The sequence below is a fragment of the Xanthomonas hawaiiensis genome (assembly GCF_031834635.1).
Classification (GTDB): Bacteria; Pseudomonadota; Gammaproteobacteria; order Xanthomonadales; family Xanthomonadaceae; genus Xanthomonas_A; species Xanthomonas_A sacchari.
Genome location: NZ_CP115873.1, coordinates 420,616 through 443,306, shown reverse-complemented (window position 1 = coordinate 443,306; position 22,691 = coordinate 420,616). Strand labels below are relative to the sequence as shown.

25 protein-coding genes are annotated in these 22,691 nt (G+C 65.6%); 20 read left to right on the top strand and 5 right to left on the bottom strand.

The annotated features are described in order from the left end of the window. The first annotated feature begins 91 nt into the window (after positions 1-91). On the top strand, positions 92-1,390 hold the full coding sequence (locus tag PG878_RS01990) for a DUF58 domain-containing protein (RefSeq protein WP_209030536.1): 1,299 nt from the start codon (positions 92-94) through the stop codon (positions 1,388-1,390). Positions 1,391-1,909: 519 nt separating this feature from the next. Here PG878_RS01990 and PG878_RS01985 read toward each other — a convergent pair. The 4 genes from PG878_RS01985 to PG878_RS01970 form a co-directional block, all read right to left on the bottom strand. Continuing rightward, a complete protein-coding gene (locus PG878_RS01985) occupies positions 1,910-2,278 on the bottom strand; it encodes a hypothetical protein (RefSeq protein ID WP_311186009.1) in 369 nt (122 codons plus the stop codon). 298 nt (positions 2,279-2,576) lie between these two features. Beyond that, positions 2,577-3,758, bottom strand: a complete 1,182-nt coding sequence (locus tag PG878_RS01980) for a glutathionylspermidine synthase family protein (protein WP_209030535.1) — start codon at positions 3,756-3,758, stop codon at positions 2,577-2,579. A 34-nt stretch (positions 3,759-3,792) separates the two neighbouring features. Further along, the gene (locus PG878_RS01975) at positions 3,793-4,347 is read right to left on the bottom strand and encodes a DUF1190 domain-containing protein (protein WP_209030534.1); all 555 of its coding nucleotides are present in this window, start codon (positions 4,345-4,347) and stop codon (positions 3,793-3,795) included. Positions 4,348-4,449: 102 nt separating this feature from the next. Next, positions 4,450-5,811, bottom strand: a complete 1,362-nt coding sequence (locus PG878_RS01970; RefSeq protein ID WP_244672547.1) for a glycoside hydrolase family 5 protein — start codon at positions 5,809-5,811, stop codon at positions 4,450-4,452. A gap of 243 nt (positions 5,812-6,054) precedes the next feature. On the opposite strand from PG878_RS01970, the gene ilvD reads away from it, so the two are divergent. From ilvD to acpA, 19 genes are all read left to right on the top strand, one after another. Further along, positions 6,055-7,893: a dihydroxy-acid dehydratase gene (ilvD, locus tag PG878_RS01965; protein ID WP_209030533.1), complete on the top strand. Its 1,839-nt coding sequence runs from the start codon at positions 6,055-6,057 to the stop codon at positions 7,891-7,893. Positions 7,894-8,854: 961 nt separating this feature from the next. After that, positions 8,855-9,070, top strand: a complete 216-nt coding sequence (locus tag PG878_RS01960) for a hypothetical protein (RefSeq protein ID WP_209030532.1) — start codon at positions 8,855-8,857, stop codon at positions 9,068-9,070. A gap of 131 nt (positions 9,071-9,201) precedes the next feature. Next, positions 9,202-9,870, top strand: coding sequence for a phytanoyl-CoA dioxygenase family protein (locus PG878_RS20805; protein ID WP_209030531.1), 669 nt, complete (start codon positions 9,202-9,204; stop codon positions 9,868-9,870). 598 nt (positions 9,871-10,468) lie between these two features. Further along, positions 10,469-10,846, top strand: coding sequence for a hypothetical protein (locus tag PG878_RS01955; protein WP_209030530.1), 378 nt, complete (start codon positions 10,469-10,471; stop codon positions 10,844-10,846). 530 nt (positions 10,847-11,376) lie between these two features. Next, on the top strand, positions 11,377-11,739 hold the full coding sequence (locus tag PG878_RS01950) for a hypothetical protein (RefSeq protein ID WP_209030529.1): 363 nt from the start codon (positions 11,377-11,379) through the stop codon (positions 11,737-11,739). Positions 11,740-11,805: 66 nt separating this feature from the next. Further along, complete coding sequence (locus PG878_RS01945) at positions 11,806-12,057, top strand: hypothetical protein (RefSeq protein ID WP_209030528.1); 252 nt, start codon at positions 11,806-11,808, stop codon at positions 12,055-12,057. A 114-nt stretch (positions 12,058-12,171) separates the two neighbouring features. Next, positions 12,172-12,711, top strand: a complete 540-nt coding sequence (locus PG878_RS01940; RefSeq protein ID WP_209030527.1) for a transglycosylase domain-containing protein — start codon at positions 12,172-12,174, stop codon at positions 12,709-12,711. A 91-nt stretch (positions 12,712-12,802) separates the two neighbouring features. Next, positions 12,803-13,339, top strand: a complete 537-nt coding sequence (locus tag PG878_RS01935) for a hypothetical protein (protein WP_244672546.1) — start codon at positions 12,803-12,805, stop codon at positions 13,337-13,339. 210 nt (positions 13,340-13,549) lie between these two features. Next, positions 13,550-13,789 (top strand): DUF1161 domain-containing protein, encoded by a 240-nt coding sequence (locus tag PG878_RS01930; RefSeq protein WP_209030526.1) that lies wholly within the window; start codon positions 13,550-13,552, stop codon positions 13,787-13,789. A gap of 82 nt (positions 13,790-13,871) precedes the next feature. Next, the gene (locus PG878_RS01925) at positions 13,872-14,174 is read left to right on the top strand and encodes a hypothetical protein (RefSeq protein WP_209030525.1); all 303 of its coding nucleotides are present in this window, start codon (positions 13,872-13,874) and stop codon (positions 14,172-14,174) included. A 189-nt stretch (positions 14,175-14,363) separates the two neighbouring features. Continuing rightward, positions 14,364-14,690, top strand: a complete 327-nt coding sequence (locus PG878_RS01920; RefSeq protein ID WP_209231292.1) for a hypothetical protein — start codon at positions 14,364-14,366, stop codon at positions 14,688-14,690. Positions 14,691-14,954: 264 nt separating this feature from the next. After that, positions 14,955-15,278: a cyclic-phosphate processing receiver domain-containing protein gene (locus tag PG878_RS01915; protein WP_209030523.1), complete on the top strand. Its 324-nt coding sequence runs from the start codon at positions 14,955-14,957 to the stop codon at positions 15,276-15,278. Positions 15,279-15,369: 91 nt separating this feature from the next. Next, a complete protein-coding gene (locus PG878_RS01910; RefSeq protein ID WP_244663780.1) occupies positions 15,370-15,666 on the top strand; it encodes a DUF2695 domain-containing protein in 297 nt (98 codons plus the stop codon). A gap of 500 nt (positions 15,667-16,166) precedes the next feature. Beyond that, entirely contained in the window at positions 16,167-16,775 is a 609-nt protein-coding gene (locus tag PG878_RS01905) for a hypothetical protein (RefSeq protein ID WP_209030522.1), read from the top strand. 168 nt (positions 16,776-16,943) lie between these two features. After that, positions 16,944-17,264 (top strand): hypothetical protein, encoded by a 321-nt coding sequence (locus PG878_RS01900; RefSeq protein ID WP_209030521.1) that lies wholly within the window; start codon positions 16,944-16,946, stop codon positions 17,262-17,264. A gap of 14 nt (positions 17,265-17,278) precedes the next feature. Continuing rightward, positions 17,279-17,668, top strand: coding sequence for a VOC family protein (locus PG878_RS01895; RefSeq protein WP_017907682.1), 390 nt, complete (start codon positions 17,279-17,281; stop codon positions 17,666-17,668). Positions 17,669-17,935: 267 nt separating this feature from the next. Continuing rightward, positions 17,936-18,934, top strand: a complete 999-nt coding sequence (locus PG878_RS01890) for an AI-2E family transporter (RefSeq protein ID WP_017907681.1) — start codon at positions 17,936-17,938, stop codon at positions 18,932-18,934. A 36-nt stretch (positions 18,935-18,970) separates the two neighbouring features. Beyond that, a complete protein-coding gene (locus tag PG878_RS01885; protein WP_244672545.1) occupies positions 18,971-19,423 on the top strand; it encodes a hypothetical protein in 453 nt (150 codons plus the stop codon). A gap of 4 nt (positions 19,424-19,427) precedes the next feature. Further along, complete coding sequence (acpA, locus tag PG878_RS01880) at positions 19,428-21,140, top strand: acid phosphatase (RefSeq protein WP_209030520.1); 1,713 nt, start codon at positions 19,428-19,430, stop codon at positions 21,138-21,140. A gap of 68 nt (positions 21,141-21,208) precedes the next feature. On the opposite strand, the gene tcuC is transcribed toward acpA, so the two are convergent. Further along, on the bottom strand, positions 21,209-22,516 hold the full coding sequence (gene tcuC, locus PG878_RS01875) for an MFS transporter (protein ID WP_209030519.1): 1,308 nt from the start codon (positions 22,514-22,516) through the stop codon (positions 21,209-21,211). Positions 22,517-22,691 lie beyond the last annotated feature (175 nt).

The following is a 22,691-nucleotide window of genomic DNA, read 5'->3' as shown; positions in this document are numbered from 1 at the left end:
ATGAAGCGACGAACGCAGCGATGCGTGGCGCTGCAGCCCTGCCGCTTTTCCAATTCCCCATTCCCCATTCCCCACTCCCGGCCCCCAAGCAATGAGACCCGCCCCGCTCCTGCTGGCCTTGCTCGCGCTGTGGGCGCTGTGCGGCCTGGCCGTGGCGCTGGGCTGGCTGCCGCTGTGGAGCTGGCAGGCGGTCGCGGCGGGCATCGCGCTGGCCGCGGCGCTCGATGCGTGGCGGTTGTGGCGGCGGCCGACGCCGCAGGTGCGCCGCGAGCTGCCCGAAGCGCTGCCGCTGGGCGTGCAGCGCGAGGTCGTGCTGCACCTGGACAGCGCGCAGCGCCAGCGCGTGGACCTGTTCGACCTGGTGCCCAGCGGCTGGGAGCTGCAGGGCCTGCCGCAGCGCATGACCCTGCCCGCCGCGCATCAGACCCAGGTGCGCTACCAACTGCGCCCGACCGCGCGCGGCCGCTTCGTCTTCGACGGCACCCACCTGCGCCTGCATGCGCCCTGGCGCCTGTGGCGGCAACAGCGCGTGGCGGGGACAGCACAGACCGTGCGCGTGTACCCGAACTTCGCGCCGCTGACCCGCTTCGCCCTGTTCAGCGCCGAACAGGCCTCGCGCCTGGTCGGCGCGCACCTGAAGCGGCGCCGCGGCGAAGGCACCGACTTCCACCAGATGCGCGAATACCGGGTCGGCGACAGCCTGCGCCAGATCGACTGGAAGGCCACCTCGCGCGCGCGCAAGCTGATCTCGCGCGAGTACCAGGACGAGAAGAACCAGCAGTTGCTGATGCTGATCGACACCGGGCGGCGGATGCTGGCCAGCGAATCCGGCCTGTCGCACTTCGACCATGTGCTCAACGCGGCGCTGGTGGTGTCGTACCTGGCGCTGCGCCAGGGCGATGCGGTGGGCATGATGGCCAGCGGCGGCGACGCGCGCTGGGTGGCGCCGCAGCGCGGCATGGCCACGGTCGACGTACTGCTGCGCGCCAGCTACGACCTGCAGCCGCAGCCGGTGGCCACCGACTACCTGGCCGCGGCCACCGAACTGTCGCTGCGCCAGCGCCGCCGCGCGCTGGTGATGCTGGTCAGCAACGTGCGCGACGAAGACATCGAAGACCTGCTGGCCGCGGTGCGCCTGCTGCAGCGCCGCCACCTGGTGTGCGTGGCCAGCCTGCGCGAGCGCGAACTGGACCAGGCGCTGAACGAAGAGGTCCACGACCTGCCGCAGGCCGTGCAGGCCGGCGCGGTGGCGCGCTACCTGCAACAACGCAGCGCCGCGCACGAGGCGCTGCGCAGCCACGGGGTGATGGTGCTCGACGTCACCGGCGAGGAGCTGCCCGCCGCCCTGATCGAGCGCTACCTGGCGGTGAAGCGCGACGGCTTGCTGTAGCGCGACGCTGTCGATGGTGGTGCGGCGGCGGGCCGTACGTGGCGTGGCCAACAACTGGCGGTTGCATCGCCCCCGCCTTTGCTGACAAGAACATGGCCGGCACGGTGGGTGCACTATAGGGGGACTTCAATCCCGACGCCCCCGAAGACAACCAACGCGCACGGCCACCGCGCGTCGCGGCTGAAGCCGCTCCCACAAAGACGCGGCAAAACATGATCGGTGCACTGTGGGAGGGACTTCAGTCCCGACAGCGTCCGAAGACGACCGACGCTCACGCCACCGCGCGTCGTTGCCGAAGCGGCCCCCATGTCGGCAAGGCGCAGCGAATACCAGGAAGACGGCAACAGGCCATGATCGCGCGTGCAGGGCTGCACGCGGGTCTGTATCGCCTTACCGATAATTGTTCCAACCAACACCGTGCCGTCGCTTTCGCAAGGCCCACCAAGCGCGTCGCATCGATCACCTCCACGCCCTGCGCCAGCACGGCGCCGGCTGCTGCACCGCTCACCCCGCGGCCGCTCACGTCGCCGCGGGCAACGACGGCAATTGCGCACTGGCCTGCCGCAGGCGCTGCAGGGTCCGCAGCATCAGCGGCCGATGCCGCGCCAGCTTCATCCACGCCGGCAACCGCGCCACCATCGAGCGCCCGAACAGGCCGCGGCGTTCGCGCAGCGTGGCCGCCACGTAGTCCTGCAATTCCTGCAGATGGCGCGGGTTGTAGGCCCACAGCACGCCGGCGCGGGTCGGTGCCACCAGCGCAAGCGGCATGCCGAAATGGGGGTCGCAGGGCGAGCCATCGCGCAGGCGCCGCAGTTCCACGGCAACCGCGCTGTCCTTGCGGCAATGCGCGCAACGCGCGGGCACGGTCTTGGGTGGAGGCACTGCCATTGTCGATGTCACGCAGACCTGCACCCACTGGTGCCCACAATGACCGCACGCGCGACGACCGACCAGTTGCACCGCTCCAGCCCAGTCGCCATTGGCGCTGTCCAGCCCCGCAGCGCACTGGCCACACCGGAACCGGGCCTGCCACCGATAAGGCTCCCACTGCGCCAGCACCCACCCCGGCGCGCCGCAGCGATGGCAGCGCACCGCCACCTGGTCCGCATAGGCGGCCAACGGCGTTCCGTCGTTGCGATGCCGACGCGGCGCATCAAGCGACGCCGCGTCGGCGCGCGACAGCGACTCACGCATACAACACATCCGGCCGCGCGTCCTCGACAATCGCATGCGGCAGGAACCGCGCGCTGTCGCGGGTGATCGGGCCATCGTCCTCGCGGATGCCGATGCCACAGGCGCGGTCGCCGACGATCCAACTGCCCACCATCGGATAGCGGCCCTCGAACGCCGGCAGCGGATGCGCCTGCTGGCGGATGTAGGGCCCGGCGTAGGGACCATCGCTCTCCAGCACGCGGCCATCGTCCAGGTGCAGCACGATGTTGGCGCCCTCACGCGAATGCAGCGGCTTGCGTACCCAGCCCGGCGGCAATGCGCTGCCGTCGTCGAACGCGGCCGGCAGCAGGTTGGGATGGCCGCGATGGCGCTCCCACAGCAGCGGCAGGATGCCCTTGTTGCTGAGCAGCGCCTTCCACGGCGGCTCCAGCAGGCGCAGGCCCGAACCCGGCAACGCCTGGCCGAAGCGCTCGGCGAACATGTCCTCCAGCGGATACAGCTTGAACAGCGCGCCGATCACCGTGTCGTCCAGGTCGGTGTAGCGGCCGTCGCTGGACAGGCCGATGTCCTCGAGCGCGATCAGCTCGCCGCCGACGCCGGCCTGCGCGGCGCAATCGCGCAGGTAGGCGACCGTGCCCTGGTCCTCTTCCGAATCGCGCACCGCGGCGAAGTACAGCGGCGGCGGCAGCCCGCCGGCGAGCGCGGCGAAGCGCTCCAGCAAGGCTTCGTGGATGGAGTTGAACTGGTCGGCGTCGTCCGGCAGGCGGCCCTGCGCGCGCTGGTCCTCCAGCCACTGCCACTGGAAGAACGCCGACTCGAACAGCGAGGTCGGCGTGTCGTAGTTCAGTTCGTACAGCTTGGCCGGGCCGCGGCCGTCGTAGGCCAGGTCCAGGCGCCCGTACAGATGCGGTTCGCGGCGCCGCCAGCTGTCGGCGATCCAGTCGCGGAACGCCGGCGGGATGGCCAGCCGCTGCATCAGCGCCTCGCTGGCGACGATCTCGTCGAGCAGGCTCATCGCCATCGCGTGCAGCTCGGCGCTGGGATCTTCCAGGTCGCGCTCGATCTGGCGCAGGCTGAACGCGTAGTAGGCACGTTCGTCCCAGTAGCGCTGGCCGTCGATGGTGTGGAAACGGAAGCCGTACTCCGCGGCCTGGGCGCGCCAGTCGCCGCGCTCGACGATCGCGATGCGTTTCATGCGGGGTCTCGTGCGGTGAAAAGAGAAGCCGGACTCAGCTGCCGAAGCCGCGCCCACCGGCGGATTCGCCGAAGCCGCCGCGGCTGACGGTGACCGCCCGGTTCGGCGTGGCGCCGATCTGGCTCATGGTCTGGTTGCCGCGCAGCATCGTGCCGCTGGCCGCCGCACCGGCGCCGCCGGAATAGGACGCCGGCCGCTGCCACTGGTTCTGCCGGTCCTGGTAGGCGGGCGCCGCATTGAACCCGGCGGCGCGGTTGTTGTTGAGCATCTGCGACAGGAAGAAGCCGGTCATCATCGGCCCGATGAAGGAATGGCCGTGGCTGTCGCGCTGCTCCACGCAGCGATCCTGCGCATAGTCCTGCGCACACTGCTCGCGGCTGGCGTACTTGGGGCCCTGCTCGGCCGCCTGCTTCTGCGCCTGCGCGAAGGCCTCGCGGCAGGTGGCGATGTCGTGGGTCTGCGCCACGCAGGCATCCACCGAGGTGTACAGGCCTTCCTGCGCCTTGGCTTCCGGCTCGCGCCCGCAGGCGGTGAACAGCAATGGTGCCGCGCTCATCAGCAACAACGCGGTCGTCTTTGACCTTTTCATGGCAACGTCTTCCTGAGTCCAGGCACGATGATGCCCGGTTCCGCCGGCCGCGGAAACCCGCGGCCGGCGGTTGGGCGTCACGGCGGACGCACGCGCGACGCGTCAGCTCTTCGGCGGCGGCGGTACGTAGCTGGACAGGCGCGCACCGAAATACGGCTGCACCGCGGCGATGTTGGACTTCACCTGGATATCCATGCCGACGTCGCGGCTCATGCCCAACACGTCGTTGTCCGGCCAACCGGGACCGAAGCACCACTGCGTGCTGGGAATGTTGTTGGCCTGCAGGTGCGCGAGCATGCGCGTGGTCGCCAGTTCCGCGCTGGCATTGCCGGCCGGATAGCCGTGCTCGCCGAGAAAGCCGCGCTTGCCTCTGTGGGCCAGCCAGTCGATGAAGGGCGTGACCATCTCGATGCCGGTATCCGGCGCGACGGTTTCGCTGGGATTGGCCCAGTTGCCGCCGCCTTTGCCCTCGTTGTCCAGGTAGTTGTGCGCCTCGTAGACGATGCGGTCGTACGGGTCGGGGATCGTGTCCAGGTTGTTGGACACCTCTTTCCATCGGCGGGCGCTGGCATATTCGTTGCCGCAGACGAACACGTAATGCGACCGGTCGAAATCGAAGATGCGCGCCGCAGTGGCGGTGGCGGTGCGCAGCCAGTGATCGGCCATCACCAGCTTGCTGCCGTCGGCGTTGTACTCCGGCCCCTCGTAGGGCTCGTTCATCAGGCCCCAGCCGAAGATCGCCGGATGCGCGCGGAAGCGCTGCACGATGCGGCTCCACAGATCCGGCAGGCCCGCGGCGTTGTACAGCGTGCAGCCCGGCGTACCGATCACGCGGTACTCGTAGAGCTTGAGCAGGTTGTCGGCCGGGTCGAAGTAGGCCAGGTACAGGAAATTGCCCTTGCGGTAGGTCCCGTTCCACACCGCTTGGTCGGCGGGATCGGTGACCGCGCGGCCATCCGGCCCAATCAGCTGGCCGGACCCATCGCGCCGGTAACCGGACTTGCTCGCCACCTTGATCGGCAGGCGCATGTAGTCGTGCAATTCCAGGATCGCCACCTTGCCGCGCTCCGCGAGCCGATCCAGCACCTTCTCGACCTGGTCGCAGTACGTGCTGTTGAGCGGCATGCCCTGGCCGGTACTGAAGCGCGCGGCGGTGGTGGGCAGGCGGAACAGCGGGCAGGCACCGGCGGCGGCGATGTGCTGATCGCTGATGTCGCGGTAATTCCTGTCGATGATGGCGTTGTCCACGAAGTTGTTGGACGCCAGCCCGGACAGGTTGAGGCCGGCGAACGGCAGGGTGCCCGCAGCGCGGGCCTGGCCGCCCAGGCCCCACAGCGCGGCGCCGGCGGCGATGCCGACACCGGCGCGCAGCACGCTGCGGCGGCCCGGATCGGCCGGGGTGGAGGCGAGGGACGGGGTGGGGGAGGAAACAGCGGAAGACGACGAACGCACATGCCGAAGCATGGACACCTCCTGTGGTCATGATGGGCGAGCCGGGCCTACGCCCCCTGACGCACCGGCCACCGCAGTCTGCCAAGCGTGTGCGGGCAGGTCTGCGAACCGCTTCTCACTCCTGCCCGGCGCGCGGCGGCGCCAGCGTGCGTGCTAACGTGGTCGGCCCACCGGTGGGCGCCGGGACGGTTGCAGCAGCAACGATCCGATCGCGCCACCATCGCCAGCCTCCCCGCCCGCTCGTTCGCTGCTCCCATGCCCGACTATCGCTCCAAGACCTCCACCCACGGCCGCAACATGGCCGGCGCCCGCGCGCTGTGGCGCGCCACCGGCATGCAGGACGCCGACTTCCACAAGCCGATCATCGCCATCGCCAATTCCTTCACCCAGTTCGTGCCCGGCCACGTACACCTGAAGGATCTCGGGCAACTGGTCGCGCGCGAGATCGAGCGCGTCGGCGGCGTGGCCAAGGAGTTCGACACCATCGCCGTGGACGACGGCATCGCCATGGGCCACGACGGCATGCTGTACTCGCTGCCCAGCCGCGAGATCATCGCCGACTCGGTCGAGTACATGGTCAACGCGCACTGCGCCGACGCGCTGGTGTGCATCTCCAACTGCGACAAGATCACCCCCGGCATGCTGATGGCCGCGCTGCGCCTCAACATCCCCACCGTGTTCGTCTCCGGCGGGCCGATGGAAGCAGGCAAGACCAAGCTCGCCGACCACAACCTGGATCTGATCGACGCGATGGTGATCGCCGCCGATCCCACCGCCTCCGACGAGAAGGTCGCCGCCTTCGAGCGCAGCGCCTGCCCCACCTGCGGCTCGTGCTCGGGCATGTTCACCGCCAACTCGATGAACTGCCTGACCGAAGCGCTGGGCCTGGCCCTGCCCGGCAACGGCACCGTGGTGGCCACCCACGCCGACCGCGAGCAACTTTTCCTCAAAGCCGGCCGCACTGCGGTGGAACTGTGCCACCGCTGGTACGGCGCCGAGGATCCGCGCGCGCTGCCGCGCGGCATCGCCACCTTCGAAGCCTTCGAGAACGCGATGACCCTGGACATCGCCATGGGCGGCTCCACCAACACCATCCTGCACCTGCTCGCCGCCGCGCAGGAAGCCGAGGTGCCGTTCACCCTGCGCGACATCGACCGCCTGTCCAAGCGCGTGCCGCAGCTGTGCAAGGTGGCGCCGAACACGCAGAAGTACCACATCGAGGACGTGCACCGCGCCGGCGGCATCGTCGCCATCCTCGGCGAACTGGCCCGCGGCGGCCTGCTGCACACCGACCAGGCCACCGTGCACAGCCGCAGCCTGGCCGACGCCATCGCGCAGTGGGACATCACCCAGAGCGACGACCCCGCGGTGCAGACCTTCTACCAGGCCGGGCCGGCCGGTATCCCCACCCAGGTCGCCTTCAGCCAGGCCACGCGCTGGCCCAGCCTGGACGCCGACCGTGCCAGCGGCTGCATCCGCGACGTCGCCCACGCCTACTCGCAGGAAGGCGGCCTGGCGGTGCTGTACGGCAACATCGCCGAGGACGGCTGCGTGGTGAAGACCGCGGGCGTGGACGAATCCATCCACGTGTTCGAAGGCAACGCCAAGGTGTTCGAAAGCCAGGACGCCGCGGTCAAGGGCATCCTCGCCGACGACGTCCAGGCCGGCGACGTCGTGGTGATCCGCTACGAAGGCCCCAAGGGCGGCCCCGGCATGCAGGAAATGCTGTACCCCACCTCGTACCTGAAGTCCAAGGGCCTGGGCAAGCAATGCGCCCTGCTCACCGACGGCCGCTTCTCCGGCGGCACCTCCGGCCTGTCGATCGGCCACGCCTCGCCCGAAGCAGCGGCGGGCGGTGCCATCGGCCTGGTCCGCGACGGCGACCGCATCCGCATCGACATTCCCCAGCGCCGCATCGACCTGCTGGTCTCCGATGCGGAACTGGCCACGCGCCGCGCCGAACAGGACGCCCGCGGCTGGAAGCCAGCGGAACCGCGCCCGCGCAAGGTCACTACGGCGTTGAAGGCATATGCGCTGCTGGCGACCAGTGCGGACAAGGGCGCGGTGCGGAACAAGGCGATGCTGGACGGGTGAGGCGTTGTCATGGGGACCGCGGGGTTCCACGGTCTCCATGGCGCTCTGGCATCGCACTGTGGGAGGGACTTCAGTCCCGACGCGTGATCGCAAACGCCCACGACTGGGCCACTTTCTTGGACACCACGGCACCTGCGTATGGACCTGCGCGGCCCGCCCCATCCGCGCAGATGCCTGGCATTGGCGGATACTGGGCGTATCACCGCTTCTAGGCAGCCCAATAGCAGCTAGGCTTCAAACATCATGCGGGACTATGGGGCAACTGGTCAGCCGATCGTCGTCAATGGCTGGCTGTCTTAGTTCCTGTGTTTCTGGCGCCAATCGCATTAGCGATCGGCTCTACGACAAGCAATGAGGCGCTTTCGATAGTTTCTGCTGTGGCATGGGACGGCGGCAGCTTTGCTGCCTGATCATGGTTCATCCTGTTTCGGTGTCCCTACTTTGGCAAGAGATTCCATATCACTAAAGTTCTCAGCCTATCTCTGGGTAGAAAATGTCCGCATTGCGGGTTAGCAAGATATGCGTCAGCGCCAACAGCGCGTTCAAGGCGAACGGCTTCGCCGCCGCTTAACTCAAACGTTGGCTGCCAAGAGGGAATTCCGAATGCTCAAGTGCCCTCACTGCAGAGAGAAGGGAGTCAGCCTGGTTAAGAAGCTCCTATCCGGACCAGCCTTCGAGCATCGTTGCAGCAAATGCAACAGGTACTGGGGTGTTTCGCATTGGGCCGCCCTAGCTTCTGCGACTTGCGTTGTTGCCTATATCACCTATCTCGCACTCGGGGGTCCGGTTCCACTTGGCTCGCATACCTTTGGGGCCAGTGCCTTCACTCTTGTGCTCTGTACACTTCTCCTCATGATGCCAACTACCAAAAGGTAGGCGGGCACCCAACCATTCATTCAAGCGGAACTTGCTTCGCAAGTCGGCTTGCTTCAGGCGCTAGACTACTAGTACGGAGAGTAGGATGGGTGCGTTGTTCTGGATCAAGAGGCTCTTGGTTTCGCTGGTCGCGGCATCGTCGGTGCTCTCAGCCGTGCAGTACTTGAAGGGATCGCCGCTGAGTGAGGCAGCTCAATTCGGGGCCACTTGGGGCGCTGTGTTCTCGGTGCTCTTTGCCGGAATCGGGTACGTGCGCTACCGCCGCAATCCGTCATGCATGCTGCCCAGAAGTCGAGACTGAGCCACCGCGCTCTTTGCTTCGCGGCCTTAGGAGTCGGTGCAACTGACGCTGCATCGGCGCTTGTCCCAAGTGGCAGGTAGATGATCCAATCACCGCTACAACGCTGCTGAATTCTGGTACGAGGTCGCTTCATGCATCGTCGTAGATTCGCAGAGGACGGATTCACGATCCTCGGAGATCCTCTGAATGCTGAAACGTGTCTGCAGACCTGCGATCGCCTTCGTACCGAAGGCGATCCCGGAAGTCGGAACCTATTACATGCAGGCTGGTGCAAGAACCTTGCAAGAGAGCTGCACGAGCGTGCGGACGTACGCGATCTTGTTCCTCAAAGCCACATTCCAGTCCAGTGCACGTACTTCGAGAAGTCCGCATCTACGAACTGGCTAGTTGCAGTCCATCAGGACCTAAGCATTCCTGTCCAGCACAGAGTGGAGCATCCGGGCCTGACAGGCTGGTCGCAGAAAGAAGGCGTGTGGTACGTACAGCCGCCAATTCAAGTATTGCATGAACTGGTCGCGCTGAGAGTCCACTTGGACACGTGCGGTGAGTCGGATGGCCCACTACGCGTCGTTCCTGGTTCGCATCGCTTAGGTCGCCTTAGTACCGCTTCTGCAATCGAAGCACGCAAGACCCTCGGAGAGACCATCTGCGTCGTACAGCAAGGCGCGCTGCTGGTGATGCGGCCACTGCTCCTGCATGCATCCTCGAAGGCCTCCGGCCAGAGTAGACGTCGTGTGCTGCACGTACTCTTCGGCCCACCGCTTCTTCCGTATGGGCTGCAATGGAGTCATGCGGCCTAACGACTCGTTGCGACCGACGTTGCATCGGCCTGGTGACCCAGGAGCTTGCCACCAGGCTCCCTGCCCGCTGCAATGCGGCTGAACTCTGGTGTTAGGCATTATGATGAACTTCCCGCCACTCATGACAGCTTTGACTTGCCCGGGGAGGCACGGTGATTACTGGGTGCAGCAAAGACTCGGATGCCCGGCCGCTTGTTAGTCAAATCTTTATGTTAATTCTGTCGAGTGGCGAGCGTCGCAGCTTCAAGATATTCGGTGTCGAGTGCGTGCGGCGCGACTTGCGCCATCGGCGACAGCGATAGCGCTTCAGCGGTCGGCTTCGGTTCGCAATCCTCACGTCTACCGCCATCGGATCGCCCTCTACTTGGTCATCCAGCTTCGTTGCTCTGCTGCGCTCATTGCCTATGGTTCCGGTCACATCCAGCGGCCAGCATCTCGGGCGAGCACCAATACCGCTATTTGTGGCATGCTCGGCTCTTGGCGCAGTGCTGGGGAGCACGCTTCTTCCTCACCACCTCCTGGCACGACCGTCTAACTATTCATTCAAGCCGACCCCGCTCCGCGGTGCGTCTTAACTTAGGCGTAAGGTTGCACCCCAATGTCCAGCATTGTGAACGGCTACATCCACTGCTTCCGCTCGGAGACTGACGTCGAGGCCCATAACAGAAGGGTGCTTGAAGGTCTTGGCGATACAGGATCTTTGCTAGTCAGGCCCATGTTCTCGTTGCTACCAAACCATCGCGGACATAGTTACTACGGCCATCTCATCCACTTCGCCGCCTACTACAAAGAATTTTGGGATCTAGATGAAGAATGGATAGTGGCCTACGAGAGCCTTTTGGAGACACTAGTATGGGATTCATCGGAAGTAATGCATCAATGGACCGGCGCGCGCACTGTGTGGCAGTCCCAGGGCAGCCAGCAGACCGAGAGTATCAGCGGCATTAAAGTGGTCGCCAGAAAGACATTTGCGTAAGATCTTGCCGCAGGTGCAACCTAACCAATCACTCAAGCCGACGCCTTCGGCAGAAGTTAACTCAGGCTTTAGGTCAACGAGGAAATTTTCATGAAGCCTGATGTAAGAGCTTGCGTGGCGTACGTAGCTCTGCGGCTCATCTTTGATCGCACCGCATCTTCCGTCTACGATTACTCGACGTCAAAGCACATCAGCATTGATGGGCAAATCAATGCAACGAATGCTGATGTGTTCGATTACAGTCGGGGCGCTCACTTCGGACGCGATGGGTTCATTGGGCAGTTCAGTCTGTTTGACTATGGCACTCTCATCACGTCGATCTGTAAATAAACGGCAGCGAGTACGAGAGATTCGACTACGGATCATCCAGTCATTTCAACGGGACGGCAGATGGCACGTTCACCTCTCTTTATGACTACGGTAGCGACGCCTACTTCGATTACTCGTTATAGGCCTAGCAATTCATTAAAGCCGACGCCGATTCACGGTGCGATCCAAGTCAAGCGTTAGGGCATACAGGAGGATAGTCGTTGGCTTATACCATCCCAAAACACCAGGTGCTCTCGTATGCGCCCGAAGCACTCCGGTCATTCAGCGTCTACGGTTTTGAGTGGATCGACAATCTTCACTTTCTTGCTGATCCGACAGATTTCATTGCTGATGGGGTAGAAGCGTTCATACAAGTCGCCAATGAGATGTTCGCCGAGGCCGGATGGGCCGGTAATGGAGACATTCGCCTGATGTGGCTGCCCTCTTTCGCTTTTCCACTGGCACTTGGCATTCCGCCCGAAGGCATTGTGCTTTGGCACGTGAAGCAGCAGGAAGATGGCGTGTCATTCATCTTATCTCCAATCGAACTACCCTTCGAGGAATTCAGACACAAGGCCGACTAGCAGTTCAGCCAAGCCAAACTTGCTTCGATCGGCTAGATTCCACAACCAGGCATTTAGGAGTCACTCGTGCGATACCGAATCGAACAGGAGCCTAAGCGTGATGCCTTCGGGAACTACCGCTACCGTATCTATGACGGCATTCAACTCGTCGCCCGGTACTGGCATGATTATCGCGGCGACGACCATGGCATCGAATTCGCCAATGGCAAAAACCTGCCCTGCCCTGGCCGGATGACAGATTTCATCAAAGGTGGTGGCCCAGAGCCGATGGTACTCTCGGAGCAAGCGGCCGCTTATATTGACCAGCAGTTGGTTTAACGCCTTTGGACGGATACAACCCTTTGCGCGACACTACACCTCGTTCGCCGTTTGTTGTGTTTCATGCAGAGCACGAATCCATTTCCAATTTCACTCGATGGCATGTTGTGGCTCATGATTAAGATCATGCACCACATTGCAAAAGGGATAGCGATCCTGTTCCTGGCAATGTTCCTGGCACTGATCGCCTACGATGTGCTCGCCGTCCGCCCACATCTGGCTCGAATTCGCGCTCTGCTCGCCCAGGCCGATCCAGAAGACGCTTCTCCTCCCGAAGCGATCCGCAGACTGATCGACGCGAATGTGGGCTCGCTGTCTCCGCAGGCGGTCCGCCTGGTGACATCCCGCGTTCCATCGGATCTGACGCAAGGACAATCGCAGATACGCGAAACGCTTTGGCGCATGCTGTTGCCGATGCACATCGACAAGTCGCAGATGTACGGCATTTACTGCAGCCTTTCTTACAATGGCGTGGACCAGGGACTGAGCAGCTTTGCCAATCGAGCGTTCGGCAAGCCGCTCAGTCAGCTCTCACCAATGCAGGCAGCGACGACCGTTGCAATCACCCATGCCCCTACGCTCTACTTGAGAGACCGCAACAGGCTGGCCCAGCGCGCTCGGACGCTCCTGGTGAGGTCCCAGTATCCGCGTTAGCCCTCCACGCATGCCACAGGAAGGCCACGCCATCGGTTAACCGCGCCGACACCGCTCTGACAGGATCCTTTCCAACAGACTTGACACACGAATGAACAAGACCCTGGCGTGCCTCATAGTGACAGCGACCTTGATGAGCCTGCCGCTCGCAGCACCGGCGTCTGAGCCAGTGCCATCCATCACCCAGGCGACACTGCAGGACTCCGAGAGCGAGTACCAACACAGCCCGCTCTGCGGCAAGGACGAGCTCACCCTGTGGACGTGCCAGACGCGCAAGCGTGTGTTCTCGCTGTGCTCGTCGAAGGCGGTCAACCGGACCTCGGGCTACCTGCAGTACCGGGCGTCGGAGAGCGGCAAGCTGGTGCTGCAGTACCCCGCAGAGAAGAAGCCGCCGACGGGTCTTTTCACTTACAACACGTTTCCCAACGGAAACGCATCGATCGAGTTCACCAACGGCGGCTACCGGTACAGCCTGTTCGATCCACTCCGATCCGCCTCGTCCATTTCCGTTTCCGGACCTGGAGCGAGGGACAAGACCACGCAGATCGCCTGCGGCCCGAACCAGACGCTGCAACTCAACTACACGATGCGGCTGATGTACGACGCAGGCGTCTGGGTCGATCCCTGAATGCGCTGACTCGCGATGTCGGCGTCCCGCTCCTTCGGACGGCCGCCGACCGATTGCAGTGGCGGTAGCGGTCGACGCAATCTGCGCTTGCTACACTCGGCGCGACGGCCTGGCTCCCGCGAGCACCAGGTCGACCGCCATGCCAAAGCCGCCACACCTTACGTGTTTTTTCCACAACCTCTTTCTCCCTCATCGACTATCGGTGCAACCATGAAACAGGCCATCGCGCTTCTCCTGCTCGCCTTCGCCTCCTCGTCCGCTTTCGCGGCCGGCAGATCCTGCGAGGAGTTGAAGGCCGAGCTCACCGCGAAACTCGATGCCCGCGGGGTCAAGGACTACACGCTGGAGATCCTCGACAACGCCGATATCAAAGCGGACCGCAAGGTCATTGGCAGTTGCGCGGCGGGGAGCAAGAAGATCGTCTACAGCAAGAATAAGCCGTCGACCTGATCGACATGAGCGGTCACCTCATGCGAGTCGCCTGGAGCGACGGGACGCGACGTATCGTCCTTGCGCAACGGATGGGCACCTCATGCAGGTAGTGGATCATTCGCCGCAGGCCTGGTTTCTGCTGCGCGACGACGACACGCTCCTGCTCGACGTCAACTGCAGCCATGGGCCGGTCGGCTACGCGTGGACCATGGCGTTGAACGAGGAAGAAGCGGCGCAGTACCACGCGCTGGGGCGCGATGTCATCGTGCAGCTCGCCGAACAGGTGCAATGGACCGCGCCAGGGGTACTGGGCAGCCGGTCGCCGTATCTCGGCCGCAAAGTGGATGCCGAGACTCGCCAGCGCGTCACCCTGGCCATCAAGGCCTGGAACCAGAGCAACTGACTGTCCTGGGTTTCCTGCCTGGAAATCGACGCAGCGTTGCTGCTCGTGCCGACTGCATTGCGCAAGCCACACCCGGCAGTCGGCTGATGCACCCGACCGGCATCGCCAGCGCAAGCCACCCCTTATCGCATCCAGCCCCGCTCTGGCGTGATCCATGACACGCCGGGTATCCGGAAAGAGAACGCCGCCATGCATGACATGACCTGGAGCGCTTCCGAGAAAAAGGCAGCCAGGGCACTGTTCGACACCGCGCTGCAACGCGAGCTCCAGGCCTATCTCCAAGAGTTCAAACGCAGTGCCGCGAGCATCGACACGCCGGACGCGCTATGGCCCCTGGTCGACCAGGCCGTAAAAAAGCAGCGCGAAATCGCTCAGACATACGACTACCGCTATTCTCAACTCATCCTCGTCTTCGCCGGCCTTTTGCGTCGGGGCATCATTCAGGAAGTGGAAGTCGGCGCGCTTGGTGACGACAAGGCCGGGCACATCATCGCCCTTGCTACTCTGAAGTTCTGATGTAACCGATCGCGAACCGAACTGCCGACGTCTACGGCACACGATGCGGTACGCTGGCGCCAATCCCCGCCGGAAGACCTAGTGTTCCAACGCACGCTGCTGCGGATGTGCTGAATTTCGTGACGATGCATCGGCTGATGCGGCGCGCCGCTTCGCCCTTTTCTCGCGTCATTGCGAAATCGCGCCGATCCTCGGACTGTAGTAGGTTCGTCGCGTACGGGTCGATGGGCAGCCCCCCCGACCCGAAAGCAGGTGCCAATTGCCATGCGTGTATTTCTGGACGACGAGCGGGAGACACCCGCTGGATGGACAAGGGCCTATTGGCCGGATGACGTCATCGCGCTGCTCCAAACCGGGAAGGTAGCGGAACTCAGCCTGGACCATGATCTCGGCGACGATGCGCGCGGAACCGGTTATGACGTCATGCTCTGGATCGAGGAAGCGGTAGCGCTTCGGTCCTTCGTTCCGCCCAGGATGCACGTCCATTCTGCAAACACCTCGGCGGGGGATAAGATGCGTCGTGGCATCGAGACGATCGAACGGATGGCGGCGGAGCGTGGATGCGTGGCTCCATCGCGATGCGACTGAGACGCCACTGACCGCCTGCATATTGCGCGGCGCGCTTCGCACTGGCTGATTTTCCACGCCACATCCTCGTTTTCTACCAGCGACAGCAACCATGACAAAGGATCCGGAAGCCCAACGTCGCAAAGCTCTCCGCAAGGCGGCAGAGCACGAGCAGCGTCTACGTGAAGAAGCCACCCTTCCCCTCCCCAAGGAAACGCTCTGGGCCTTGTTCGATTACTTGAATGACGCGCTCGCCGATGGCTGCGATCATTCCTTGCGACTCACCACGCAGTTCCTCGCCTCCCACGATGTCGCTCCGGAGCTGGTCATCCCCTGGCTCGGTGCGTACGGCGGCTTCTGCGATTGCGAAGTGCTTTTCAATGTCGAGGAGCGCTGGGGCAAGCAGTGAAAGTGGACGTGGTCTCCCGTACGGCCTGACACACATTTCAGTCCCTACGAAGCTCGCCACAGGCACGTCGACATCACCCACCACCTGGACGCCAGCGAGCCCGACGACGCGGACGGCATTGCGACGCCTACACCGTCTTTGGACGAAGAGGAAACCGCTCATTATCGCGGGCAAGGGCGCGATTTCATCGCGCAGCTCGCCGAACAGGTGCGGTGGACCGCCCCGGGCCTGCTCAACAGGCGGTTGCCGTCTCTCGGACGCAATGTGGATAGGAAAACCGGTCAGCGCGTCACCCAGGCCATCAAGGGCCTGCGTGAGGGAGACTGACAACCAGGCTCACCGCCTGGGGGCCGAAGGCAAGGCGCCACACTTTGTTGCTCCCTTGTACATGACAGTCAAGCCACTGGCTGGCTGCCAGCCATACGCACCACGCGGTATCGCATGCCGTTTCGCTCTGGCATGATCCACCCAGGACGGGGATCCAGGACATAGAAGTGGTGATGAAAACGCGAGTCGCCATGCTCGTCGGCATGATGAGCACGATTGTCGCAGCCGCCCCCGGCGCTGTCCGCGCCGAAGAAAATGAAGCGGCTGCGCCGTACCGGGCGTTTCTGGATGTCTATGCCGGCAAGGACGGACCGCCCATCAACGTCAGCCGCGAGGCTGAGGCGATCAATGCCGAACAACTGGACGCGTTGAAGGGATGTACCGACGGTGGGTCCACATGGAGTGCGACCACGCCCGTCGCCGATCTCGGCCCGGCGATCGGCGAACTGCCATACGTGCGCCTGGTCGATCCAAAGCGCTGGACACCGCAGGACCCCGGGGAGCTGATCAGCCAGGGACATCCTGTGGAGCAGGCGGTGGAACAAGGCATGGCTGCCGGATTGATGACGCTGACCGCCGTGACCTTCGATGCCAGCCACCAGACGGCGGCGTTCGCCTACTCCTTCCAATGTGGAATGCTGTGCGGGAATGGCGGCATCGTCGTACTCACCAGGAAGGGGGACGACTGGGCCGTCAGCGACAAGCGATGCGGCATGTGGATGTCGAAGCTGGATGCTCCCTCGAAGGCGCCTAAGCAGATGGCAATGCCGCTCGCCAGCTGACGGCTTAATTCGGCGAAACTTGAATCACCTTTGACACGGCAGTCCTATGCATCCCGAAGATCCCTACGCACCGCCGACATCCGCATTGGCTGATCCCAGCCCCGCTTCTGCGCCGCTAAAAACGGACAGAACCCTATTGCGCTGACGCGGCCCAACGAAACGAAACGCATGCACGTCGACATCACCCACCACGTAGACGCCAGCGAACCCGACGACGAGAACGGTTACTACTACGCCTACACCCTCTATCGCTTCAGCGACGGCCGCGATCGGGTGCTGGCACGCAGCTACGACGACGAGGCGGACCAGGCGCATTTCCTGAATATCGAGGTGGACGGGCACGCGCGGAGGATGACCGACGCGGACCTGCGGCATCCCCTGCTCCTGGCCGCCGCCGCGTACCTGGGCGAGGCCGGCAAGCGTAGACTGCGCTGGCTGAGCGGCCGCGGCGACGGGTACGAGCCGCTGCCCGGCCAGCCCACCATCTGACCAGCGGAGGCTCCATGAAACGCGTCACCGGGATTGGCGGCATCTTCTTCAAGGCACAGGATCCGGCCGCGCTGCAGGCCTGGTACCAGCGGCATCTCGGCATCGACGTGCAGGCCTGGGGCGGCACCGCCTTCGCCTGGAACGACGGCAGCGGCGCACCGGTGACCGGCTCCACCGTCTGGTCGATCGGTGCGGCGGCGCAGGAGCCGCACTTCTCCCCCGGCACGGCGCCTTTCATGATCAATTACCGGGTGCACGATCTGCACGCGCTGGTCGCGGCGCTACGCGAGGAAGGCTGCCACGTGCTGGACCGCATCGACGAATCCGAATACGGCGCCTTCGCCTGGGTCATCGACCCGGAAGGCAACAAGGTGGAACTCTGGCAGCCGCCCGCCGGGCAGTAGCGCCCGGCGTTGGCCGTTGCCGCTTGAACCCGACCAACACGCATCAAGACCCGCCACGCGTGCGGGCGCGCGCCGGCATCGCCCACGCTTACCGACAGGTGGATATGCACCCCCGACGGGCGGCGCACGATCTTCGCCCGCCCTGCACCGCCCTGCCACTACTGTCCGCGCTCATTGTCCTGCTCGGGAACCGCGCCACCGATGAATGCCTCCGTCCCTGGTTCCCCCTCGCCCCTGCGCGCGTTCACGGCGCGGGTCCTGGTCGTCATGGCGCTGGGTGCGCTGGCGCTGCTGGCCTGGCAGTTGTCGGAACTGCTGCTGATCGTGTTCGGCGCAGTGGTGGTGGGCGTGCTGCTGCACGGGCTGGCCACGCTGTTGCGCAAGTGGTTGCCGCTGCCGGAGTGGGCGGCGCTGGCACTGGTGATCCTGGTACTGGTGCTGGCGCTGTCGGCGATCGTGCTGCTGTTCGGCGCCGAGGTCGCCGCGCAGATCGACACTTTCCGCGCCACCCTGCCGGCGGCCTGGAACAAGTTCCATGCCTGGCTGCAGTCCGGCCCGCTGGGGCCGCAGATCGAGCGCATCCCCGACCAGTTGCGCGACGGCGCCTCGACCCTGGCCACGCATGCCGGCGCCATCGTGCTGTCGGCCGGTGGCGGCGTCACCGATGCGGTGTTGATGATGGTCGGCGGGCTGTACCTGGCCGCGCAGCCGCGGCTGTATCGGCAGGGGCTGCTGCACCTGCTGCCGCGCGACCGGCGCGGCGTCGCCGACGAGGCGCTGACCGCCAGCGGCCAGGCGCTGCGCGCGTGGTTGACCGGCCAGTTGCTGGCGATGGCGGTGATCGGCACCCTGACCGGCATCGGCCTGTGGCTGCTGGGCGTGCCGGTGGCGCTGGGCATCGGCCTGCTGACCGCGCTGCTGGACTTCATTCCCATCGTCGGCCCGATCGTGGCCGCGGTGCCGGCGATCCTGCTGGGCTTCACGGTCAGCCCGCAGGTGGCGCTGGGCGCGCTGTTGCTGTTCGTGGTGCTTCAGCAGTTGGAGGGCCATGTGCTGCAGCCGCTGATCCAGGCGCGCGCGGTGGACCTGCCGCCCGCGCTGCTGCTGTTCTCGCTGTTCGGCATCGGCGTGCTGTTCGGGCCGATGGGCGTGGTGCTGGCGGCGCCGCTCACCGTGGTGCTGTACGTGCTGGTCAAGCGCCTGTACGTGCAGCACGCGCTGGGCGATGCCGAGGGCGCGGATGGCGCCGGAAAGCCCGCTGCCTGATCTGCGGCGCCATCCACCCCGATCCCTCACGCCACGATGCCCACCGATCCGCAGGACCCGCAGCGCGACTTGGCCGACACCTTGCACGGTGCCGCCGCCTACAACGACAAGGGCTATGCCTGGCTCGGGCACGATGCCCAGCAGATCGCCGACATGCAGCAGCGGTTCCAGACGCAACTGACGGAACTGGCCGCGCGCCTGGGCGAGGCGCGGCTCGGCCCGGCGCTGAGCGCCGCCATCGCCAGCGGTGCGGCCGCGCGCGACGGCTCGGGCGACTATGTGGTGCTGTGCGAACAGGTATTCGGCAGCGCGGGTACGCCGCTGAAGTCGGCCCGGCCTCGTTCACCGCCTGACGCAGCGTCATCCAGCGTCACCGGAGCGCGGCCTGCGATACGGCCGCTGAACGCCTACCCGGCACCGGGACCGGCTGGCTTTGACTTGTCATTCACGCGGCCCACACTGGCGGGTGCCTTTCCCTCGCCCCGATGACCCCGTGAAGAAGCCGCCCCAGGATCCCGCGTCCACCACGCCTGCCGACACCGACACCACCCCCGACAACCCGCAACGCCGGCGCCTGCTCGGCGGCCTGGCGCTGGCCGGCAGCGCCCTGGCGCTCGGCGGCCCCGCCGAAGCCCACGCCGAGAGCGCCAAGCGCGCGCCGGCGCGTGCGCTGTCGCCGACGGAACTGGATCGGCAACTGCGGCAGAAGATCGAGCACGTGGTGGTGATCTACGCCGAGAACCGCAGCTTCAACAACTTGTTTCCCGAGTTCCCCGGGCTGCAGCAACCGCTGTCCAAGGTGACGCCGGCGCAGGCGCGGCAGGTGGACCGCGACGGCAGCGTGCTCGACATCCTGCCGCCGATCTGGGGCGGGCTGGCGCCGGACGAACAGGTGGTGGCGCACCGCCGCTACAAGATCGGCGAGGACGCGATCGGGCCGCTGCCCAACGCGCCGTTCGCGCTGCGCACGCCGGACGGCCAGTTGCTGCCGCACGGCGTCGTGACCCGCGACCTGGTACATCGCTTCTACGAGAACCAGATGCAGATCAACGGCGGCCGCAACGACGGTTTCGCCGCGTGGAGCGACGCCGGCGGCCTGGTGATGGGCCACTACGCCGATGCGCCGGCCACGCTGCGGCTGTGGAGCCTGGCCCGCGAGTACACGCTGTGCGACAACTTCTTCATGGGTGCGTTCGGCGGCTCGTTCCTCAACCACCAGTACCTGGTCGCCGCGCAGGCGCCGTATTACCCCAAGGCCGACAGCAGCCCGGGGCGGACGCAGATCAGCGTGCTGGCCAGCAACCGCCCGGACGAGATCCGCCTGGCGGTGCAGGACGATTCGCCGGGCACCGCGCTCAACGGCCGGCCGCGCTTCGTGCGCAACGGCGCGCTGACCCCGGATTTCTGGGCGATCAACACGATGAGTCCGCCGTTCCAGCCCAGCACCAGCCAAGACCCGACGCGCCCGGATTACGCCGACCCCAACAGCCCCAACACGCTGCCGGCGCAGACCCACCGCCATATCGGCGATGCGCTCGACGCCAAAGGCGTGGACTGGGCCTGGTACGCCGGCGGCTGGGCGCTGGCGGTGCAGGGCAAGGGCGACACCGGCGACACCAGCGAGTTCCCGGGCAGCCCCAACTTCCAGATCCACCACCAGCCGTTCAACTACTTCGCCAACCTCGCCCCCGGCACGCCGGCGCGGGCGCGCCGCCTGCGCGACGGCGGCCTGGGCGACAGCGCCCCGCAGAACCGCTTCCTCGCCGACGTGCAGGCCGGCACGTTGCCGCCGGTGACGTTCTACAAGCCGCAGGGCAACCTCAACATGCACGCCGGCTACTCCGACGTGGCCGCCGGCGATCGCCACATCGCGATGGTGGTGGAGGCGCTGCGCAACAGCCCGCTGTGGGAGAAGACCGTCGTGTTCATCACCTTCGACGAGAACGGCGGCTGGTGGGATCACGTGGCGCCGCCCAAGGCCGACCGCTGGGGTCCGGGTTCGCGCATCCCGGCGCTGGTGGTGTCGCCGCACGCCAAGCGCGGCCACGTCGACCACAGCGTCTACGACACCGGCTCGATCCTGCGCTTCATCACCCGCCGCTTCGGCCTGGAGCCGCTGCCGGGCCTGGTCGAACGCGAACGCGCGATGCACGCCGCCAGCGACGTGGTGCCGGGCGACCTGACCGCCGCGCTGGATCTGGGTTAGACCGACGCGCGTTGCGCAGGGCGCGGCGGACTGCCGCCGCCCTGCCCCGCCCCCACGCAGTGCCGCGCTCAGGCGGCCTGGAACGTGCCGGCGCCGCGCTGGCGGCGGAACAGCAGCCAGGTGCAGACCAGGCCGATCAGCGCCGCCAGCGACAGCCACAGCGCCGGCGCGGCGCGGCTGTGCGTGGTGTGGATCAGCCAGGTGGACACCGCCGGAGTGAAGCCGCCCATCGTGGCGGTGGCCAGGCTGTAGGCCAGCGAGAAGCCGGTGGTGCGCACCTCGGCGGGCATCACCTCGGTCAGCGCCACCACCATCGCGCCGTTGTAGGCGCCGTACAGCAGCGACAGCCACTCGCCGACCAGCAACAGCCGCCCGAACGAGGGCGCGTCGACCAGCCACTGCAGCGCCGGCCACACCGTCAGCAGCATCGCCACGCTGGCGAACACCAGCAGCGGCTTGCGGCCGATGCGGTCGCTCAGCGCGCCCATCACCGGCAGCCACACGAAGTTGGACAGGCCGATGCAGCCGGTCACCACCAGGCTGTCCAGCTCGCTCAGGTGCAGTTCGGTCCGGCCGTAGGTCGGCATGTAGGCGGTGATCAGGTAGAACGACACGGTGGTCATCATCACCATGCCCACGCCGGCCAGGATCAAGCCGACATTGGCGCGCAGCGAGCGCGCGATGCCGGCCAGGTCCGGCGCCTGGCGCGCGGCGAACTCGGGGGTTTCCTGCAGCGAGCGGCGGATCAGGAAGATCAGCGGCACGATCAGGCTGCCGATGGCGAACGGCACGCGCCAGCCCCAGCTGTCCATCGTGCTGTCGGAAAGCAGCGCATGCAGGGCGACGCCGAGCGCGGCGGCGAACACCACCGCCACCTGCTGGCTGGCCGACTGCCAGGCCACGTAGAAACCGCGCCGGCCCGGCGTGGCGATTTCGGCCAGGTACACCGACACGCCGCCCAGCTCGGCACCGGCGGAGAAGCCCTGCAACAGGCGACCGAGCAGCACCAGCACCGGCGCCAGCACGCCGATGGTGCCGTAGCCGGGGACGAAGGCGATCAGCAGCACGCCGGCCGACATCAGCCCAAGGGTCAAGATCAGGCCCTTGCGGCGCCCGTGCCGGTCGATGTAGCCGCCCAGCACCAGCGCGCCGATCGGCCGCATCAGGAAGCCGGCGCCGAACGTGGCCAGCGACAGCATCAGCGAGGCGAACGCGCTTTTCGCCGGGAAGAACGCATGGCCGATGGCCGTGGCATAGAAGCCGTAGACCATGAAGTCGTACATCTCCAGGAAGTTGCCGGTGACCACGCGGAACACGGCGGCGGCGCCGTGCGGCGCGGCATCGGCGGCGGCTTGGGTTGGTGCGGGAGCGGTCATCGGTCGAAGTCTGCTGGAGAAGAAACGGCGCCGCCTTGCGATGCGGTGCGACAGCGTGGGCAGCGCGCGTGGCAACGGTACAACACGACGCGTGCGCATGACGCTTCGGGACTGCGCGTCGCTACGTGCGGGTTAATGCTCGGTCGGCCACTGTCGCGCTCGACACGGTCGCCAG

Bases quoted from the DNA above. Each gene is read 5' to 3' on its own strand.
- PG878_RS01990 (WP_209030536.1), top strand. From the start codon at position 92: ATGAGACCCGCCCCGCTCCTGCTGGCCTTGCTCGCGCTGTGGGCGCTG.
- PG878_RS01985 (WP_311186009.1), bottom strand. From the start codon at position 2,278: ATGGCAGTGCCTCCACCCAAGACCGTGCCCGCGCGTTGCGCGCATTGC.
- PG878_RS01980 (WP_209030535.1), bottom strand. From the start codon at position 3,758: ATGAAACGCATCGCGATCGTCGAGCGCGGCGACTGGCGCGCCCAGGCC.
- PG878_RS01975 (WP_209030534.1), bottom strand. From the start codon at position 4,347: ATGAAAAGGTCAAAGACGACCGCGTTGTTGCTGATGAGCGCGGCACCA.
- PG878_RS01970 (WP_244672547.1), bottom strand. From the start codon at position 5,811: ATGCTTCGGCATGTGCGTTCGTCGTCTTCCGCTGTTTCCTCCCCCACC.
- ilvD (WP_209030533.1), top strand. From the start codon at position 6,055: ATGCCCGACTATCGCTCCAAGACCTCCACCCACGGCCGCAACATGGCC.
- PG878_RS01960 (WP_209030532.1), top strand. From the start codon at position 8,855: ATGGGTGCGTTGTTCTGGATCAAGAGGCTCTTGGTTTCGCTGGTCGCG.
- PG878_RS20805 (WP_209030531.1), top strand. From the start codon at position 9,202: ATGCATCGTCGTAGATTCGCAGAGGACGGATTCACGATCCTCGGAGAT.
- PG878_RS01955 (WP_209030530.1), top strand. From the start codon at position 10,469: ATGTCCAGCATTGTGAACGGCTACATCCACTGCTTCCGCTCGGAGACT.
- PG878_RS01940 (WP_209030527.1), top strand. From the start codon at position 12,172: ATGATTAAGATCATGCACCACATTGCAAAAGGGATAGCGATCCTGTTC.
- PG878_RS01935 (WP_244672546.1), top strand. From the start codon at position 12,803: ATGAACAAGACCCTGGCGTGCCTCATAGTGACAGCGACCTTGATGAGC.
- PG878_RS01930 (WP_209030526.1), top strand. From the start codon at position 13,550: ATGAAACAGGCCATCGCGCTTCTCCTGCTCGCCTTCGCCTCCTCGTCC.
- PG878_RS01925 (WP_209030525.1), top strand. From the start codon at position 13,872: ATGCAGGTAGTGGATCATTCGCCGCAGGCCTGGTTTCTGCTGCGCGAC.
- PG878_RS01920 (WP_209231292.1), top strand. From the start codon at position 14,364: ATGCATGACATGACCTGGAGCGCTTCCGAGAAAAAGGCAGCCAGGGCA.
- PG878_RS01915 (WP_209030523.1), top strand. From the start codon at position 14,955: ATGCGTGTATTTCTGGACGACGAGCGGGAGACACCCGCTGGATGGACA.
- PG878_RS01910 (WP_244663780.1), top strand. From the start codon at position 15,370: ATGACAAAGGATCCGGAAGCCCAACGTCGCAAAGCTCTCCGCAAGGCG.
- PG878_RS01905 (WP_209030522.1), top strand. From the start codon at position 16,167: ATGAAAACGCGAGTCGCCATGCTCGTCGGCATGATGAGCACGATTGTC.
- PG878_RS01900 (WP_209030521.1), top strand. From the start codon at position 16,944: ATGCACGTCGACATCACCCACCACGTAGACGCCAGCGAACCCGACGAC.
- PG878_RS01895 (WP_017907682.1), top strand. From the start codon at position 17,279: ATGAAACGCGTCACCGGGATTGGCGGCATCTTCTTCAAGGCACAGGAT.
- PG878_RS01890 (WP_017907681.1), top strand. From the start codon at position 17,936: ATGGCGCTGGGTGCGCTGGCGCTGCTGGCCTGGCAGTTGTCGGAACTG.
- PG878_RS01885 (WP_244672545.1), top strand. From the start codon at position 18,971: ATGCCCACCGATCCGCAGGACCCGCAGCGCGACTTGGCCGACACCTTG.
- tcuC (WP_209030519.1), bottom strand. From the start codon at position 22,516: ATGACCGCTCCCGCACCAACCCAAGCCGCCGCCGATGCCGCGCCGCAC.